This window comes from Pseudomonas sp. C2.3V (assembly GCF_058536325.1).
On record NZ_JBZUBN010000001.1, the window covers coordinates 2,848,037 to 2,863,393 of the forward strand.

At 53.1% G+C, this 15,357-nt stretch carries 13 protein-coding genes and 4 tRNA genes; 5 read left to right on the forward strand and 12 right to left on the reverse strand.

Annotation, left to right across the window (positions count from 1 at the left end):
- Nucleotides 1-96: 96 nt before the first annotated feature.
- The 5 genes from AC4LF3_RS13500 to AC4LF3_RS13520 all read right to left on the reverse strand — a co-directional run bounded on the left by AC4LF3_RS13500 (nt 97) and on the right by AC4LF3_RS13520 (nt 1,957).
- Nucleotides 97-172 (reverse strand) — tRNA-Glu (locus tag AC4LF3_RS13500).
- A gap of 42 nt (nt 173-214) precedes the next feature.
- Nucleotides 215-290, reverse strand: a tRNA-Ala gene (locus AC4LF3_RS13505).
- Nucleotides 291-325: 35 nt separating this feature from the next.
- A tRNA-Glu gene (locus tag AC4LF3_RS13510) sits at nt 326-401 on the reverse strand.
- 43 nt (nt 402-444) lie between these two features.
- Nucleotides 445-520: transfer RNA gene (locus tag AC4LF3_RS13515), tRNA-Ala, on the reverse strand.
- A gap of 315 nt (nt 521-835) precedes the next feature.
- Entirely contained in the window at nt 836-1,957 is a 1,122-nt protein-coding gene (locus AC4LF3_RS13520) for a beta-ketoacyl-ACP synthase III (protein WP_491835467.1), read from the reverse strand.
- A 353-nt stretch (nt 1,958-2,310) separates the two neighbouring features.
- Here AC4LF3_RS13520 and AC4LF3_RS13525 point away from each other — a divergent pair, with 353 nt between their 5' ends.
- A complete protein-coding gene (locus AC4LF3_RS13525) occupies nt 2,311-3,585 on the forward strand; it encodes a putative porin (protein WP_074824429.1) in 1,275 nt (424 codons plus the stop codon).
- A 72-nt stretch (nt 3,586-3,657) separates the two neighbouring features.
- On the opposite strand, the gene AC4LF3_RS13530 is transcribed toward AC4LF3_RS13525, so the two are convergent.
- From AC4LF3_RS13530 to AC4LF3_RS13540, 3 genes are all read right to left on the reverse strand, one after another.
- Nucleotides 3,658-3,984: a hypothetical protein gene (locus tag AC4LF3_RS13530; protein ID WP_150346958.1), complete on the reverse strand. Its 327-nt coding sequence runs from the start codon at nt 3,982-3,984 to the stop codon at nt 3,658-3,660.
- 120 nt (nt 3,985-4,104) lie between these two features.
- Nucleotides 4,105-5,097 (reverse strand): TRAP transporter substrate-binding protein, encoded by a 993-nt coding sequence (locus tag AC4LF3_RS13535; RefSeq protein ID WP_407362053.1) that lies wholly within the window; start codon nt 5,095-5,097, stop codon nt 4,105-4,107.
- Nucleotides 5,098-5,432: 335 nt separating this feature from the next.
- A complete protein-coding gene (locus tag AC4LF3_RS13540) occupies nt 5,433-5,609 on the reverse strand; it encodes a hypothetical protein (protein WP_491835468.1) in 177 nt (58 codons plus the stop codon).
- A gap of 140 nt (nt 5,610-5,749) precedes the next feature.
- On the opposite strand from AC4LF3_RS13540, the gene AC4LF3_RS13545 reads away from it, so the two are divergent.
- On the forward strand, nt 5,750-6,529 hold the full coding sequence (locus tag AC4LF3_RS13545) for a transporter substrate-binding domain-containing protein (protein ID WP_010795110.1): 780 nt from the start codon (nt 5,750-5,752) through the stop codon (nt 6,527-6,529).
- Between the two features lie 54 nt (nt 6,530-6,583).
- Here AC4LF3_RS13545 and AC4LF3_RS13550 read toward each other — a convergent pair whose 3' ends face one another.
- Nucleotides 6,584-6,913: a DnaJ family domain-containing protein gene (locus tag AC4LF3_RS13550; protein WP_010795111.1), complete on the reverse strand. Its 330-nt coding sequence runs from the start codon at nt 6,911-6,913 to the stop codon at nt 6,584-6,586.
- A 173-nt stretch (nt 6,914-7,086) separates the two neighbouring features.
- Here AC4LF3_RS13550 and AC4LF3_RS13555 point away from each other — a divergent pair, with 173 nt between their 5' ends.
- Nucleotides 7,087-7,917, forward strand: coding sequence for an AraC family transcriptional regulator (locus tag AC4LF3_RS13555; RefSeq protein ID WP_010795112.1), 831 nt, complete (start codon nt 7,087-7,089; stop codon nt 7,915-7,917).
- Nucleotides 7,918-7,932: 15 nt separating this feature from the next.
- On the opposite strand, the gene AC4LF3_RS13560 is transcribed toward AC4LF3_RS13555, so the two are convergent.
- Together AC4LF3_RS13560 and AC4LF3_RS13565 are read right to left on the reverse strand one after the other, a co-directional pair.
- Entirely contained in the window at nt 7,933-8,520 is a 588-nt protein-coding gene (locus AC4LF3_RS13560) for a LysE family translocator (protein ID WP_150346956.1), read from the reverse strand.
- 87 nt (nt 8,521-8,607) lie between these two features.
- Nucleotides 8,608-9,927 carry an FAD-dependent oxidoreductase gene (locus AC4LF3_RS13565; protein ID WP_491835469.1) on the reverse strand — a complete coding sequence of 440 codons (1,320 nt, stop codon included), beginning with the start codon at nt 9,925-9,927 and terminating at the stop codon, nt 8,608-8,610.
- A 218-nt stretch (nt 9,928-10,145) separates the two neighbouring features.
- Between AC4LF3_RS13565 and AC4LF3_RS13570 the strand changes: the two genes are divergently transcribed.
- Both AC4LF3_RS13570 and AC4LF3_RS13575 read left to right on the forward strand, forming a co-directional pair.
- Complete coding sequence (locus AC4LF3_RS13570) at nt 10,146-10,547, forward strand: DUF4878 domain-containing protein (protein WP_491835470.1); 402 nt, start codon at nt 10,146-10,148, stop codon at nt 10,545-10,547.
- A gap of 50 nt (nt 10,548-10,597) precedes the next feature.
- Complete coding sequence (locus tag AC4LF3_RS13575) at nt 10,598-11,215, forward strand: YiiX/YebB-like N1pC/P60 family cysteine hydrolase (RefSeq protein WP_491835471.1); 618 nt, start codon at nt 10,598-10,600, stop codon at nt 11,213-11,215.
- A 47-nt stretch (nt 11,216-11,262) separates the two neighbouring features.
- Here the strand turns inward: AC4LF3_RS13575 and hrpA are convergent, their stop codons facing one another.
- The gene (hrpA, locus tag AC4LF3_RS13580) at nt 11,263-15,291 is read right to left on the reverse strand and encodes an ATP-dependent RNA helicase HrpA (protein WP_491835472.1); all 4,029 of its coding nucleotides are present in this window, start codon (nt 15,289-15,291) and stop codon (nt 11,263-11,265) included.
- Between the last annotated feature and the right edge of the window lie 66 nt (nt 15,292-15,357).

Genomic DNA, 15,357 nt, shown 5'->3' on the forward strand with positions numbered 1-15,357 from the left:
TTTATTCGTCAGTCAGCCTCGTACGGCTGATATGACCGCTAAAAGGACAAAATTGCAGGCGAAAAAAAACCGCCTATAAAGGCGGTTTTATAAAGATGGCGTCCCCTAGGGGACTCGAACCCCTGTTACCGCCGTGAAAGGGCGGTGTCCTAGGCCACTAGACGAAGGGGACAAAACCTTCGATTGAAACCAGCACTTGCTGGCCCTAGAAATTTGGTGGAGCTAGACGGGATCGAACCGTCGACCTCTTGCATGCCATGCAAGCGCTCTCCCAGCTGAGCTATAGCCCCGTAACACAGTGCCACTTTAGACAAGTAGCTATATATGGCGTCCCCTAGGGGACTCGAACCCCTGTTACCGCCGTGAAAGGGCGGTGTCCTAGGCCACTAGACGAAGGGGACGAAACCTTCGATTAAAACCAGCCATTGGCTGATTCTGGGAATTTGGTGGAGCTAGACGGGATCGAACCGTCGACCTCTTGCATGCCATGCAAGCGCTCTCCCAGCTGAGCTATAGCCCCGTCGCTAAGACGGTGCGAATCTTAAGAGGCCCTGGGGTTTGTGTCAACGATATTTATGCATTCTTTTAAAATATTTTGTTGAATACACAAATACTTATGATCGAACCGGCTCTTTACGAAGCTCGCCCTGTCTATGCGTATATCCGTATAGATCGGACAGAAACGGCATTTCTTTAGCTCATAAAAAAGCCCCGACAAGCGGGGCAAAAAGAACTAATGAACTTGCGCTAGCCCGTCAGCAGCGCGCTGACAGTCAGGTGAGCTATTTACCTCAGCTGCATGACAGGCTGATGACGCCGCCTGCCGCGCTGATGCTCAGCGCTTGCGTAGCACCACGGAGCCAATGGAGTAACCAGCGCCAAAGGAGCTGAGTACTCCAAGGTCACCTGCCGTCAGGTCATCCTGATTCAGGTGAAGCGCAATCACCGAGCCCGCAGAGCTGGTATTGGCATAGGTATCCAGAATGACAGGCGCTTCATCTGGCTTAGCGTCACGCCCAAGCAGCTTTCGAACGATCAACTGGTTCATATTCAGATTGGCCTGGTGTAACCAAAACCGCCGCACCTGCTCGACCGGAATGTTCAGTTCGGCCAGATGCTCGGCGATCAAATCGGCCACCATGGGGCATACTTCCTTGAATACCTTGCGCCCTTCCTGAACAAACAACTTATCCGGATTACTCATCCCCTCTTCCGCGGCGCGGTTGAGAAAACCAAAATTGTTACGGATATTGTTGGAGAACTGAGTCAGCAGCTTGGTCCCCAGAATATCAAACTGATGAGGAGACGCTGCCAGATCAGCCCGCTCGATGATCATGGCGGTAGCCGCATCGCCAAAAATGAAGTGACTATCTCGGTCTCTGAAATTCAAATGACCGGTACAGATTTCGGGATCCACCAGCAAAATCGCGCGAGCCTGCCCGAGTTGTACGCTATTGGCAGCTGCCTGCAGTCCAAACGTAGCCGATGAGCATGCCACGTTCATATCAAAACCAAATCCATTGATGCCAAGCGCCGCCTGCACTTCAATGGCGACCGCAGGATAAGGTCGTTGCAGGTTGGAGCAGGCTACGATAACCCCATCAATGTCTGCTGGCATCTTCCCTGCTCGCTCCAAGGCTTCCCGCGCCGCGCTCACGCTCATCTCACACAGTACAGACCATTGATCATTACTACGCTCAGGAATACGAGGCACCATGCGGGCAGGATCTAGAATCCCATCCTTATCGATGACATAACGGCTCTTGATTCCTGACGCCTTTTCAATAAAGGCTGAGCTGGATTCCTGCTTGGCCTCTTGCTCGCCTCGTGCTATCGCGTCGGCATGTTCCGTATTGTACTGATGAACATAGGCATTGAAGGAAGCGACCAACTCGTCATTGGAGATGCTGTTCGGCGGGGTATACAGGCCGGTACCGCTAATGACTGCCTGATGCACGATCATTCCTCTGATTTTTATAAAATAAGCCACTATTGTGCCGCAAATCCAGGCCAAACCCTATTGGCTTATCAGGCTGCCTGGATAGATGTTTTTTGCTAACTTTCTGCCTCAGCACTTATCTCCCTAACAAGTCGGCTTTCTCACCAGAGAGAACATGAAGAACGCTAACGATATTTAGTTTTTCATTTTTTCTTCATCGCTCTAAAACCAATCTGTAACCGACCCGTCATGAGCGGCGGTAATACTGGCGCCGCTTTCGAATCGACCTGAGTCGATCACTGGAGCGGCCCTGAAAGCCGACTCGTTCAGCGGTGACGCACGTCGCCCTTATAAAATACGGAGATTGAGATATGCGTCTTTTTTCAGTAGGAACAGCCTCAGGTCTTTGTGGCGGCCTTCTATTGGCTATGAGCATTCCTGCCCATGCGGCGGTTGACGCCAAGCTACTGGATATGTTGAGAGCCAACGGCTCGATTACTCCGGCTCAGTACACTGAATTGAAAGCCGATCTGGATAACGAGACGCGCGCAGAACAGGCGAAGGTTGCTCAGCAGCAGAAACTATCCTCGTTTGAAGAAAAACTGGCCTGGGCAGCGAAAACCCAGATCAAAGGCGACGTACGCGTACGTCACGAGAATATCGATATCGATGGCGAACCGGACAATGGTCGTGATCGGGATCGTCAGCGAATCCGCGCTCGACTTGGTGTCTACAGCCAGATCAATCCTCAGGTCGATGCTGGTATTCGCGTAGCATCAGGCGGTGGCGATGATGCACGCTCCACAAACCAGGACATGACTAACTACTTCAACAAGAAGCAGATCTGGATGGACCTGGCGTATATCGACTTTCATCCCACAGCTGTCCCCAATCTGCACGTCATTGGTGGCAAGATGCTCCAGCCCTGGGTAAGCATGGGTGATGTCATCTGGGATGGTGACATCAACCCTGAAGGCTTGGCCGCAACCTACAAGTATCCCCTGGGTGGATCAACCGAGCTGTTTGGCAGCGCCGGCTACTACGTCCTGAAAGATAACGTTGATGGCGAAGGGTACGAGTTCAAGCATGATTTGCGCCTGTATGCCGGTCAGCTGGGTGCCCGCTTTGCGCCTACCGACAACCTGAAGGTAACTGTCGGTGGGAGTATCTACGGTTACGACAAGGACAAGGACAGCACGTGCGGCAACAGCACAACGACGCCCTGTGCCCTGCAAGCGAACGGCAACACGACCAACGAATTCAACCTGTATGAAGGCTTTGGTCAAGTCGATATTGGTGGCTTGGCCATTCCATTGTCGCTATACGGCCAGTATGTTGTTAACAGCGAGGCCGACGATAACGACACCGCCTGGTTGGCAGGCCTGAAAACCAAGGCTTACGGTATTGGCTTCGATTACAACTATCGCGACGTTCAGCGTAACGCCGTAGTGGGTGCGTTTACTGACTCCGATTTTGCCAATGGCTATGTCGGCTCTCGTGGGCACAAGTTCAAGGTCAGCTACGATATCGACAAGAACTTTGGTCTTGGCGCGACCTACTACATGGCCAAGTCTGACTTTGCCAGCCGCACCAAGCGTGATGCTGACGTTGATACCTTGCAATTGGATCTTGAAGCCAAGTTCTAAGCCATCAGCTTCTGGCTTTTCGTAGCAAACAAGCGCCTGAAAATGGCGCTTGTTTTTTATAATGAGAAAAAATTACTGCTTGCGACATACCAGCTTGGCCTTGGTCGGCGTCTCGGCTGACTTGCCCGGCATACGCAGTATCGCCGACTTGCCCGGCTCAATTACAGGCTCTTCCTGTTCGCTATCCTTGGGCCCATGTGCCTGTAACCAGCATTTGACTGGCGTCTTTTCGTTATTGGTTAACGTGATGGTCTGAGGCGCATCATTAGGTAATTCCTGACTGGAAGACTCAGCCAGAATATTGAGATCCCCTACATCCTGGTCAAGCTCAAGGCCTTGAGCCAGGCACACTGCCGGCATTATCGAGGCAGCAAAAACGAACGAAATGATTTTACGCATAGTGTTTCCCCATAAGGACCTATACGTTTGGGCACCGAAGTGAGCGCACTGTTCATTTTTGAAGCCTCCCAACCCTGCCTGGCGCAAGGTTGGGAGATACAGCCAACTATGTGTCGGGTATCACCGATTGACGAGCTGTGCCGCTCGAATGACATCGGCTCCAATCTCAGGCTCGTATTTCTTCACCAATGGCTGCATCGCCTCCCTCCATGCCTGCCGCTCGGATGGCGTCAATGTAACCAGCTTGCTGGTACCTGAGCCCAAAATGTTGTCACGATCCTTGTTATTAATCGCCTCGGCTTCCTTATTAACAAACTGCGTCACTTCGTCAGAAATCTGCTCAAGCTGAGTGCGGACGCCAAAGGGCAGCGAGTTCCAGAACTTCGAGTTAGTGATCAGCATATACACCAGCACGCCATGATTGCTTTCAGTAATGTATGGCTGAACGGTGTTGAGCTTTTGGCTGTAAAGGTTAGACCAAGTGTTTTCCGTACCCTGTACCTGCCCACTCTGGAGAGCCTTGAAGGACTGGCTGAATGGCAATTTCAGTGCCGATGCTCCGATCTGCTTGAACTGATCCTCCAGCAGATTGGAAGCCTGAATTCGGAACGCCAGTCCGTGCGCGTCTGCTGGCTTACGCAGTTCGCGATTGGCAGAAAACTGCTTCATGCCGTTATTCCAGAACGCCAGTCCATAAATGCCCTGGCCGGCCATGGAGCCTAGAAGCTCACGACTTTTGTCCCGCTTCTCGAAGCGCTTGACGGCCTCAAGGTCATCGAACAGGAACGGCATATCAAAAATTTCGAGCTGCTTGGTGTACTGGTCGAACTTGGAGACCGAAGGCGCCAGCATCTGAACTTCGTTACGCTGCAGGGCGTCGAGCTCATCGGCATCGCCGTACAATGTCGAGTTCGGATAGACCTCGATTTTCACTTTGCCTGCCAGACGCTCCTGAACAAGCTTCTGGAATAGACGAGCACCCTTCCCTTTAGGCGTATCGTCCGTTACGACATGCGAAAATTTGATAACAATGGGCTCTTCGGCTACTGCCGGAGTGATATAAGCAACAGCGAGTGATGCCGCAAACAGTGTCGTAGCGACAAACTTGAACATAGTCTTCCCTTCTAACTCCGTGAAAGGGGCATGTTTCTTATTACGCAAGGATGGGTAATCGGCATAAAAGATCCAAAATCTGTTCACTGACATTTATTTTTCTTTTGTGACCGTTTTGGTCTTGTTTACCCGTGGCCTGTCGCGACAAAAAGCTCCCCAATGATTAAGCAGACCGTTCCGATCCCTAGTCGATAACTGTCTGCCAATCACGATGCAAAAAGCTGGCCTTATCGTAATGCCCCATGCATTTGATAGTGGCCCTTATAAGGAAAGAAACTGAAGCCTGTGCGAAACGTCCTCAACAGCTCGACTCGAAATGTTGAGGACGATGGGCTTTAGCGCTCTTCCTCATTCTCGTCCATTTGACTTCCATCGCCCACTGACTCGATGAAATCTTCATCCACGTCATAACTGCCACCAGGCACATTTTCTATCGAGGTGCCGTCTTCCTTTCCGGCTAAGTGAAAAGGCATGGCGCGTGTTGCGAATACATTTGACTCAATAAGATGCATGGTCATGTCCTCATAAGTATGCCTACCAACGGTGGACCTGCCTCATACCGGCCAGTTCGACACAGGAAACCCTTGTGAATCGGTTTGTCGCTCGGGTAGCGTGAGCGGTATCAAAAACGACAATAAAAAGGATCGTGACCATGAAGGCATTTGCGGTAGCAGGACTGCTTATGGCGGCCACCAGCGTCTACGCAGCAGACAGCACCTCGCACCTTGATACGGTTATACAAAAAAAGACACTTCGCGTTTGCACCACAGGCGACTACAAGCCGTACACCTTTCTCCGTGACGATGGCGTGTACGAAGGAATTGAGATCACGATGGCCGAGGCACTGGCCAAAAGCCTTGGCGCTGACGTTGAGTGGGTAAAAACCAGTTGGAAGACGTTAATGCCAGACTTTCTGGAGGGCCGCTGCGATATATCGGTAGGAGGCGTATCGATTTCCCTCGAGCGTCAGAAAAAAGCCTTTTTCAGTGACGCCATTACGGTGGATGGAAAGATCCCTCTGGTTCGCTGTGATGATGCCAAACGCTTTGAAACCATTGAGCAGATCAACCAGCCCTCGGTCCGCTTGATAGAGCCGCCAGGTGGTACCAACGAAGCGTTTGCTCACCGCGAGTTACCGCAAGCCCAGCTGAGCCTCTTCAAGGATAACGTCACGATTTTTGAAAAACTTGTCAGCAAAGAAGCCGACGTCATGATTACTGACGCCTCGGAGGCATTGTTTCAACAGAAACGCTACCCCTCCCTGTGCGCAGTTAATCCAGATAAGCCCATGCAGTACAGTGAAAAGGCTTTTTTGCTGCCCAGGGATGATGTCGCCTGGAAAGCCTATATCGATCAGTGGCTTCACCTCTACAAAGCAACTGGTGAATATCAGAAAACCGTAGATCATTGGCTGGCCAAGCCTGACGCCTAAAATATTGTGGAGCAGTACGCTATCGGCCGGCCTGCTCCACAGTCTCTGGAGACTTCAACCTCTTCCCATTTGCCTGAGCTTTTCCAGGCGAAAGGCAAGCACCTGCTCCAATGCACTGAGCTTTTTTAATAGTTGCGTTCGCAGGGCTGTATCCTGGGTATTGCTGATTTCCTCCTTCAAACGGGCACGCTGATTAAAGAGCTCAATCTCTTGAGGGGGAATGCCTGCATTCTTCAGGACACGAAACGGCATTCGAAGCCCTTCAGGTGTTTGTAGCCATCCTTCATCGATTTTGGTTGGCTCGCCCTTGCCCTTCACCTGTTTCTGCCAGGCTGCCACCTCTCGCGCAATCCTGCGTTCGATTTCTTGCTCCAGTGTGCTCATAACGACTCCTGGATTAAACTGCCATACCTCTATAGAGCGATTAGGCGCCTCCGATGCTTAATGCTCGGCAGTACAGCCGACAGAATGAAGTTCTTTAGTTGCTCTAACAGAACCTCATAGCATTACCAGAAGCGCTATAGTCATAAGCTGCCGACTACCGCCTGAGGTCCCGCGTGAATTTTGCAGCCGCACAATGCCTAAATTCCCGATTCTGGCGCGACGACGCACTGCCGTTCATCGAGATTCGTACAGTCAATGATGGTCGTCAGGTAAGTCATGCCAAGCATACGCATGACACCTTCTCCATCGGGGCCATTACGGCGGGTCGAAGTCACTACCTCAATGCCCGAAGCCAAACCCAGATAAGCCAGGGCTCCGTTGTGATAGTGAATCCTGAGACGGTACATGCCTGTAATCCCGTCAAGGGCGAACACTGGGCCTATCAGATGTTTTATATCGATACGCAGTGGCTGGGCAGGCTACAGACGGAGTCGGGATATAGCACGCAGGACTCATTCGTGCCGTTTGATGTCATCCATACGCGCGTACCTGCCCTACACACAGGACTCGTCAGGCTGCATGAAACACTGACATCACCATGTAACGACAGGCTTTACAAGCACAGCGCAACCCTCGACTTTTTTCTCCAGCTGCAACGATCGCTTTCGACGCGCCCCGCTAAAGCTCCAGAAATACCCCATGTACACCTTAAGCGAGCCGCCGACTTTATCCGTGAGCACTGCGCTGAACCGCTGACCCTGGATGACATCGCCACCGCGGCGGAATTATCGGCGTCCTATCTCATCAGGGCGTTCAAGGATCACTATGGCTTGACGCCCCATGCCTACTTGATCAACCGACGTATCCAGCTCAGCCGCCAATGGCTTCGGCAAGGACACAGTCTTGCTGACGTGGCGATGGCAACCGGTTTCGCTGACCAGGCTCACTTCCAGCGCACTTTCAAACGGCACTTGGCTGCTACGCCTGGGCACTATCGCGGCTGACATTTGCCTTCCTCACTAACCTTGTAAAAGGTATAAAGCACTGGCGACCAGCAACCCTGCCATCATCCGATTCAGGAACCGAACACGACTTGGTTTTTGCACATAACGGCGCAGAAAACTACCGGTAAATGCCCAGCAGGCAACCGAGCCATAGCAAACCACGAAGTAGAGGATGGCAAACGTCCAGACCATGACCGTATTGCCATCGGCAACGAAAAGCCCCATACCTGCCAACGAGGCCAGCCAGGCTTTAGGGTTCAGCCATTGCATCAGCGCGCCGCGCATCATTGAGGGGCCAGAACCTTCCTCTTTTATATCCAGCACCCCATCATCCATTGCAAGCTGGTAGGCCATATAAAAAAGAAAGGCAACGCCACTCCATTGAATGAGCTTGATCAGTTCCGGGATGCGGGCCAGCACTTCGTACAATCCCAGACCAATAAGCAAAAGAAGTGCTGTAAAGCCGGTCGTTGCTCCTGTGACGTGCCTAAGGCTCTTACGAAAGCCATAACAGGCTCCCGAACTTAGGGCTACAAGATTGACGGGACCAGGTGAAATAGAAGAAGCCAGGGCGAAGCCGGCCATGGAAAACAACACGTCCATTGATGTCTGCTCATGTATTCAAGGAACAGACACCATATTTCGCCAGCCTCATGTGGTATTGAATAAAATTACCCTTCTACTAAAGACTTAGTGAATCAATTCAGAGCCGGATATTTCATTGTTACTCCAGCCCCAAGTCTTATCTTGCTGGCCGTCCCAGTGATAAAGCGTCTCTTCTCGTCTAGTCGACAGTAGCCATCCTGTTCGAGCGCCTACCAAGGTAGTAACCGCATGCCTGCGTCCAAATACGTTGTGACGGGCTAAAAACAAGGCACTGTCACGCAACCAACCAAGGGCCTTGCTATGCGACTGAAACAGTGGAGTCAGAAAACGGCTGGCTTGCCGGTAATAACGTAAATGCTCACGGCGGGCGACACTATAGGCCTCAAAGACAGTTGGCCAGTGGTCTCGGGAGGGCATCGACATATCTACGGCATCGGCCAGCGCAGCGGCATCGACCAACGCCATGTTTGCACCCTGACCCAATTGAGGACTCATTGCATGTGCGCAATCACCGATAGCCAGTACTCGCCCATCACTCCAGCGTTGCATCCAGACATCTGCGTAAGCGGCAAATGCTAGTTGCTCTGATTGATTAATCTGTTGCAAGAAAGGCCTTGCGGTTTCGCCAGCCAATTTCACAACCTGCCTTTTCCAGCTATCCAGACCCGCTGTCTGCCATTGGGGATAATCGATGACGGGCAGACTCCAGAACAGGCTGCTCAGCTGGACATCGCGTTTTTGATGCGTACAGCCTGTAGGCATGATTCCGAACATCTCAGAACAGTGTCTGTACCATTGGCGTAACTCTGTAGAGTCCGCGTGTGCTGGCGTCGAGACCATGCTCCACAACGCACCCCATGGGTAGGGTTTGACATGTTGTTTAACAGCCATCTGCCCACGTAATGCCGAACGTGTTCCGTCTGCCAGAATCAACGCAGCAAAATCACCTAACAAGCTCTCGTTGCCCTGTGCGTCTCGATGAAAAAGCTGGACGTGACTTGATGTTTGATGAAAACGGGTGATGTCACTGCTGGTTTCTATACTGACGCCTGCATATCGCGCAGCGTTCAGTAAGGAAGTCATCAGGACGCCGCGGTGAATACCCAATCCAAAACTACCTGGCCTCCAAGCATCATAACGGGTATCCAGAACGACGCGTTTGCCCTGCATGGATGTTCCGTAGAGGCGGCTGATTGGCGCACCTAGAGCAGTACATTCGGTCAGCACGCCCAACGTGTGTAGTACTGCCAACCCCGAAGGTTGCAATAGAATGCCTGCACCAACCGTCCGCAATTTAGGTACACGTTCGAACAGCCTGACCTGGTAACCCCTGCGGGCCAGGAAAGTAGCCGTAGCCAAACCTGCGGTACCTGCCCCAACGATCCCTATTGCCACCTTCTCCATAGCCATACTCCTGTTATTGGCTAAGGTACATTCTACGTCTCTCGAGCAGCGACGAGTGAGCAGGCTGGCAGCCTTGATTGTCCGCAAATCGCTTTTTATGTATCCACACATTGGTAGAGCACGGCTAAATCACGATTAGCTCTCACCTAATAGAGGTGTGATTAAGTAAAATCCGCCGCCCTAGATTTCTAGCTACTGATCTACGAAAAGGATTTCATATGTTTCTTATCAAGAAATGGTTCGCCCTGATTTTTGTTGCCTCCTTCCTGGTCGCCTGCTCTGGTGCCAACACCCCGGAAAGCGTTGCGGAGCGCTTCATAAAAGCGGCTTACACCCAAGACCTCGATACCATGATGGATCTGATCGATGTACCCAAGGATGCGAATGCGAACGCAAAGGACTTTGTACGTGGCAAGTTTCAGATGCTGCTTACGGAAAGGGCTAAACAGGCCGAATCACTGGGTGGCGTCAAGAGTATAAAAGCCGAAAAAACAACCTATAACGATGACAAGACACGCGCCGATGTCAGCGTAACGGTTACTTTCAAAAAAGACGGCGAAACCCGTACTGAACACACTCATCTAATTCAGAGCGACGGCGACTGGAAGATCAAGATCTGATTGGACGAGGGCTTTGTCCACATCGGATAAAGCCTTTTGCTATTCGACAGATGAACAGTTTGTGTCGTTGGGCTCTAACAGCCCTGCTGTGCATGGGCCTGGCAATAACGGCCTACGAAGGCCGCCAGCCTCAGGCATTACCTACCCTCCCCGGGCAGCGCCTGAGCCCGTCGTCACTGGCAGTTGGCGACTGGCTGTTTCGACTGGGAACATCAACAGACAGTCAAATCGTAGAACAAGTGAGTGGTAGCAGGTTTTCCCACGTAGGCATGGTTGTCGCCACAACACCTACGGTCCTGATCGTTCATGCCACAACAGACGATGATCCTGCACATCCAAACCAAGTCCTGCTTACGCCTTTAGATGAGTTTCTAAAGCCAGACATGGCAAGGCATTTCGCAGTAGCACGGCCGACTTTTTTGAATCCTGAACAAAAGGAACGCATTGCGCAGTATCTGAAAAGTACTTTGGGACGAACCTTTGTGCTCGAACCGCGCGACAAGCCCCATCTTTATTGCACAACACTATTGGCTGAAGCGATTGCTACTCAACTACCCTCTTTCGCGCCCCGCTGGACAAGTCTGGATGTCCCAGTTTTCCGAGGTGACTATCTTTTTCCTCAGGCATTCGCGGATTATCCCGGACTTGAATGGATTTACCGCCAATAACAGGCAAGTAGGGTTGAGCAACTCAACCCTACTCTTACCGTAAGCCCTTATGCCTCTACGGACTGCCATTGCTTGCTGAGGCGCTTGTCGGAGACAGGCATCTGCGTACCCAGCTGTTGAGCAAACAGCGACACTCGATACTCCTCCAGCATCCATCGATACAAGACCAGATTCTCATCATGCTTGCCCTCTTGAGCATGCTTGGTTGCCCTAGCCTTGTATTGCTCCCAGTAACCCGCTAATTCGCTCGTCCAGACCCGATCCCGCTGAACCTGAGACCCCACCTTGTCCAGACGCTGATCGACAGCCTTGAGATAGCGCGGATACTCCTTAAGCCATTGCAGAGGCGTTTCACGAACAAATCCGGGGTAAACCAGAGCACTGAGCTGTTGCTTGATATCGTTGAGCGCCATGGCCTGAGCCAGATCGATCTTGCCTTTGAATCGCTTTTGCAGGGCATGCCACTGCTTGAGAATCTCCAACACCAATCGTACCGTACGCTCGGCATGCTCGGTCAGCCCGCCTCGCTTTTTCTCGGCCAGCGAAGCCAAAGCAGCCCCCTCTCGAGGCAACGGCTGTTCACCGTCCAGAATGCAGCTATCAAGGCTGGCCAGAAGGATATCCTCAACCAGTGAGTCGATACGTCCCAGGTCTCGATAAAGCAATCCTAGCTCGGTCAGCCCAGGCAGCTTATTGCGCAGGAACTTGACCTGATCGCTCAACTGCTGCAACAAAAGCCGCTGTAGTGCCCGGCGATGCTGGAACTCCGCTTCCGACTGGGTAGAGAACCGGCCCTCCTTGACTACACCGTTCTCCTCCACCAGCGCCGGATACACTGTCATGGAGAGACCTGCGATCTTTTGCTGGGCCTGCTGTGGGACGATTGCAAAGGCTTTAGCCTCAACAGGCTTTTGCTGTTCGGCCTTTTGCTGAGGAACGGCCAGAGCGGCCTGGCTGGCTTCGGCAAAACGGGCTGTCAGCTCTGTGAGGTCACGGCCTTCACCCAAGTACTTGCCGCTGGCATCGACAACCTCGATGTTCATTCGAAGATGTCTATCAAGCAGATTGGCAGCCTCCGGCCAGGAATCTTCAGGTATCCGCGCTCCGGTCATGCGTAACAGCTCACGTCCCAGGCTTTCGTATAGTGATCCTTGTCCAAAGGTGATCTTGCTCAATGCTGCCTTGACGAAATCCGGAACCGGAACAAAATTCTTGCGAATCGCCTTGGGCAGGTTGCGCACCAACGCAACGGCCTTGTCGTATAACAACCCTGGCACGAGCCATTCCAGTCGCTCCGGTGGCAATTGTGACAACAGGGGCGCCGGTACACGCAGGGTTACGCCATCGCGTGGCTGGGCGGGGTCAAACTCGTAAGTCAGCGGTAGCTGCAGATCGCCGATACGTAACGTATCTGGATACTGCGCTGCGGTAACTTCGCTGGCCTCACGGGCGAGCACATCCTCCTCGCGCATGATCAGCAGCTGCGGGTTCTTAGCGCTTTCCCGCTTGTACCAGCTGTCAAAGGTTGCTGTCTGGTAAATATCGGCAGGCAAACGAGCCGAGTAATACTCGAACAGCGTCTCTTCATCGGCAAGAATGTCACGCCGACGCGCTTTGGCCTCCAACTCATCAAGTCGTTCCAGCAGTTGGCGATTGGCGCTCAGGCACTTCGCGCGCGACTGGATCTCGCCTCTCACCAAGCCTTCACGGATAAACAACTCACGAGAAACGGCAGGGTCGATAGGCCCATAATGCACGGGCCGTTTGGCTACAATGATCAGCCCATACAGCGTAATCTGCTCGTACGCAATTACCTGTCCTCGACGCTTCTCCCAATGTGGTTCGAAGTAATTAGCCTTGGTGAGATGGCGCGCCAGCGGCTCGATCCAATCCGCATCGATCTTGGCTACCATGCGCGCAAACAGTTTGGTCGTTTCAACCAGCTCGGCCGCCATTACCCAGTTTGGCTTCTTGCGGCCAATAACGCTGGATGGATGAATCCAGAAGCGTCGCTGGCGGGCCCCCTGAAAGTCGCCCTCTTCAGTCCTGTTACCAATTTGGCTTAAGAGACCTGACAGAATGGCCTTGTGCACCGAGGCATAACTTTTCGCCCGCTGTGCAGCCTCGGCCGCTTCGGCCTGCAGGGCAGCTTTGGTGTTGACTTTCTTGTCAGTCGAAGGCGAGCTTTCTTCGATTACAGGCGCCTGAACAACAGGCTGTGCGTCAGCAGGCTTACTCTTGAGCTTGAGCTCCCGGCAGATCAAGGTCAGCTGACGGTGCGCATCTCGCCATTCACGCAGGCGCAAGTAATTGAGAAAATTTCTGCGACACCAGCTACGAAGCGCATTCGAGCCGAGCGCCTGGCGCTGCTCCTCGAAGCCATGCCACAGCTTGATTAGCGCACCGAAGTCCGAGTCTGGATCTTTCCACTGGGCATGAGCCTGATCGGCAGCCTGCTGACGCTCCGCCGGGCGATCACGGGGATCCTGCACAGACAATGCACTGGCTACAATCAGAACGTCGGAAAGACTGCCCTGCTCTGCCGCCTCCAGCAGCATGCGGCCTAGACGAGGATCGATTGGCAGGCGCGCCAGTTGCCGTCCTAATGCTGTCAGTTGTCCCTGATTCGTTACCGCCGACAGCTCTTGAAGCAGCGTAAAACCATCCTTGATCGCCTTACCATCCGGTGGCTCGATGAAGGGAAAGTCCTCAATCCGACCGAGCCGCAGGTGCAGCATCTGAAGAATGACCGCGGCCAGATTGGTTCGCAGAATCTCAGGGTCCGTAAAAGCTGGACGTGAAAGAAAGTCTTCTTCGCTATACAAACGAATGCAGATACCGGGCTCCACCCGTCCACAGCGCCCCTTACGCTGATTGGCACTGGCTTGGGAAACCGCCTCGATAGGCAGCCGCTGAACCTTCGCTCTATAGCTGTAGCGGCTGATACGAGCCGTGCCGCTGTCAATGACGTAACGGATACCCGGCACAGTCAACGATGTTTCAGCCACGTTGGTCGCCAGGACTACACGCCGCCCGGGATGGGACTGAAAAATCTTCTGTTGTTCGGCTGGCGTAAGCCGCGCGTACAGCGGCAGGATTTCCGTGTGCTTGAGGTTAGCCTTGCGCAGCACTTCGGCTGCATCTCGAATTTCACGCTCCCCTGGCAGGAACACCAATACGTCGCCGGGTCGCTTATGCTCGCTGCGCTCGAAGGCTTCCAGCTCATCCAGCGCCGCCAGGATGCCCTGATCAACGCTCAGATCGTCTTCCAGACGTTCGCCATCTTCATCCGTTTCTGCGGCCAAAGGACGATACCAAGTCTCAACAGGATAGGTCCGTCCCGACACTTCGACGATGGGGGCATCGCCGAAATGTTTGGAGAAGCGCTCCAGATCAATGGTCGCTGACGTGATGATCAGCTTGAGATCCGGGCGCCGCGGCAGCAGGGTCTTCAGAAAGCCCAGCAGAAAATCGATGTTCAGACTGCGCTCATGCGCCTCATCGACAATGATCGTGTCATAGCGCTCAAGGTAACGGTCATGCTGGGTTTCAGCCAGGAGAATGCCGTCAGTCATCAGCTTGATCAGGCTGCGCTCATTGGACTGATCCTCAAAGCGCACCTGATAACCTACCAGCTCCCCCAAGGGAGTACCGATTTCTTCAGCAACACGGCTGGCTACACTACGCGCCGCCAGGCGACGCGGCTGAGTATGGCCGATCAGGCCGTGTATACCTCGGCCGATCTCCAAACAGATCTTGGGCAACTGCGTGGTCTTGCCTGAGCCGGTTTCACCGGCGATCACGACTACTTGATGCTTTTCAAGCGCCGCCTTGATCTCTTCGCGCTTGGCGGCGATGGGCAGGTTGTCGTCATAGCGCATGATCGGCACACTGGCACGACGCGCCTCCACTTTGGCGCAGGAGGCCTGAAAGCGCTCTGTCCACTGTGCAAGCCGGGCATCATCAGGCTTCTTGCGCAGGTCACCCAATTGGCGACGCAAGCGGTGCCGATCGGCAGTAAGGGCTTGGTCCAGACGCTTGGAAAGTTGTTCGAAAGACGATGTTTGCTCAGTCATTGAATGCTATATGGCAACCATTTCAAGTAGGAACCTGAAAGGCTGGCTCGGTTCGCCAGTTCAGGC

Coding starts and splice junctions, on each gene's coding strand:
- AC4LF3_RS13570 (WP_491835470.1), top strand. CDS start 10,146: ATGTTTCTTATCAAGAAATGGTTCGCCCTGATTTTTGTTGCCTCCTTC.
- hrpA (WP_491835472.1), bottom strand. CDS start 15,291: ATGACTGAGCAAACATCGTCTTTCGAACAACTTTCCAAGCGTCTGGAC.
- AC4LF3_RS13525 (WP_074824429.1), top strand. CDS start 2,311: ATGCGTCTTTTTTCAGTAGGAACAGCCTCAGGTCTTTGTGGCGGCCTT.
- AC4LF3_RS13550 (WP_010795111.1), bottom strand. CDS start 6,913: ATGAGCACACTGGAGCAAGAAATCGAACGCAGGATTGCGCGAGAGGTG.
- AC4LF3_RS13545 (WP_010795110.1), top strand. CDS start 5,750: ATGAAGGCATTTGCGGTAGCAGGACTGCTTATGGCGGCCACCAGCGTC.
- AC4LF3_RS13535 (WP_407362053.1), bottom strand. CDS start 5,097: ATGTTCAAGTTTGTCGCTACGACACTGTTTGCGGCATCACTCGCTGTT.
- AC4LF3_RS13530 (WP_150346958.1), bottom strand. CDS start 3,984: ATGCGTAAAATCATTTCGTTCGTTTTTGCTGCCTCGATAATGCCGGCA.
- AC4LF3_RS13540 (WP_491835468.1), bottom strand. CDS start 5,609: ATGCATCTTATTGAGTCAAATGTATTCGCAACACGCGCCATGCCTTTT.
- AC4LF3_RS13575 (WP_491835471.1), top strand. CDS start 10,598: ATGAACAGTTTGTGTCGTTGGGCTCTAACAGCCCTGCTGTGCATGGGC.
- AC4LF3_RS13560 (WP_150346956.1), bottom strand. CDS start 8,520: ATGGACGTGTTGTTTTCCATGGCCGGCTTCGCCCTGGCTTCTTCTATT.
- AC4LF3_RS13565 (WP_491835469.1), bottom strand. CDS start 9,927: ATGGAGAAGGTGGCAATAGGGATCGTTGGGGCAGGTACCGCAGGTTTG.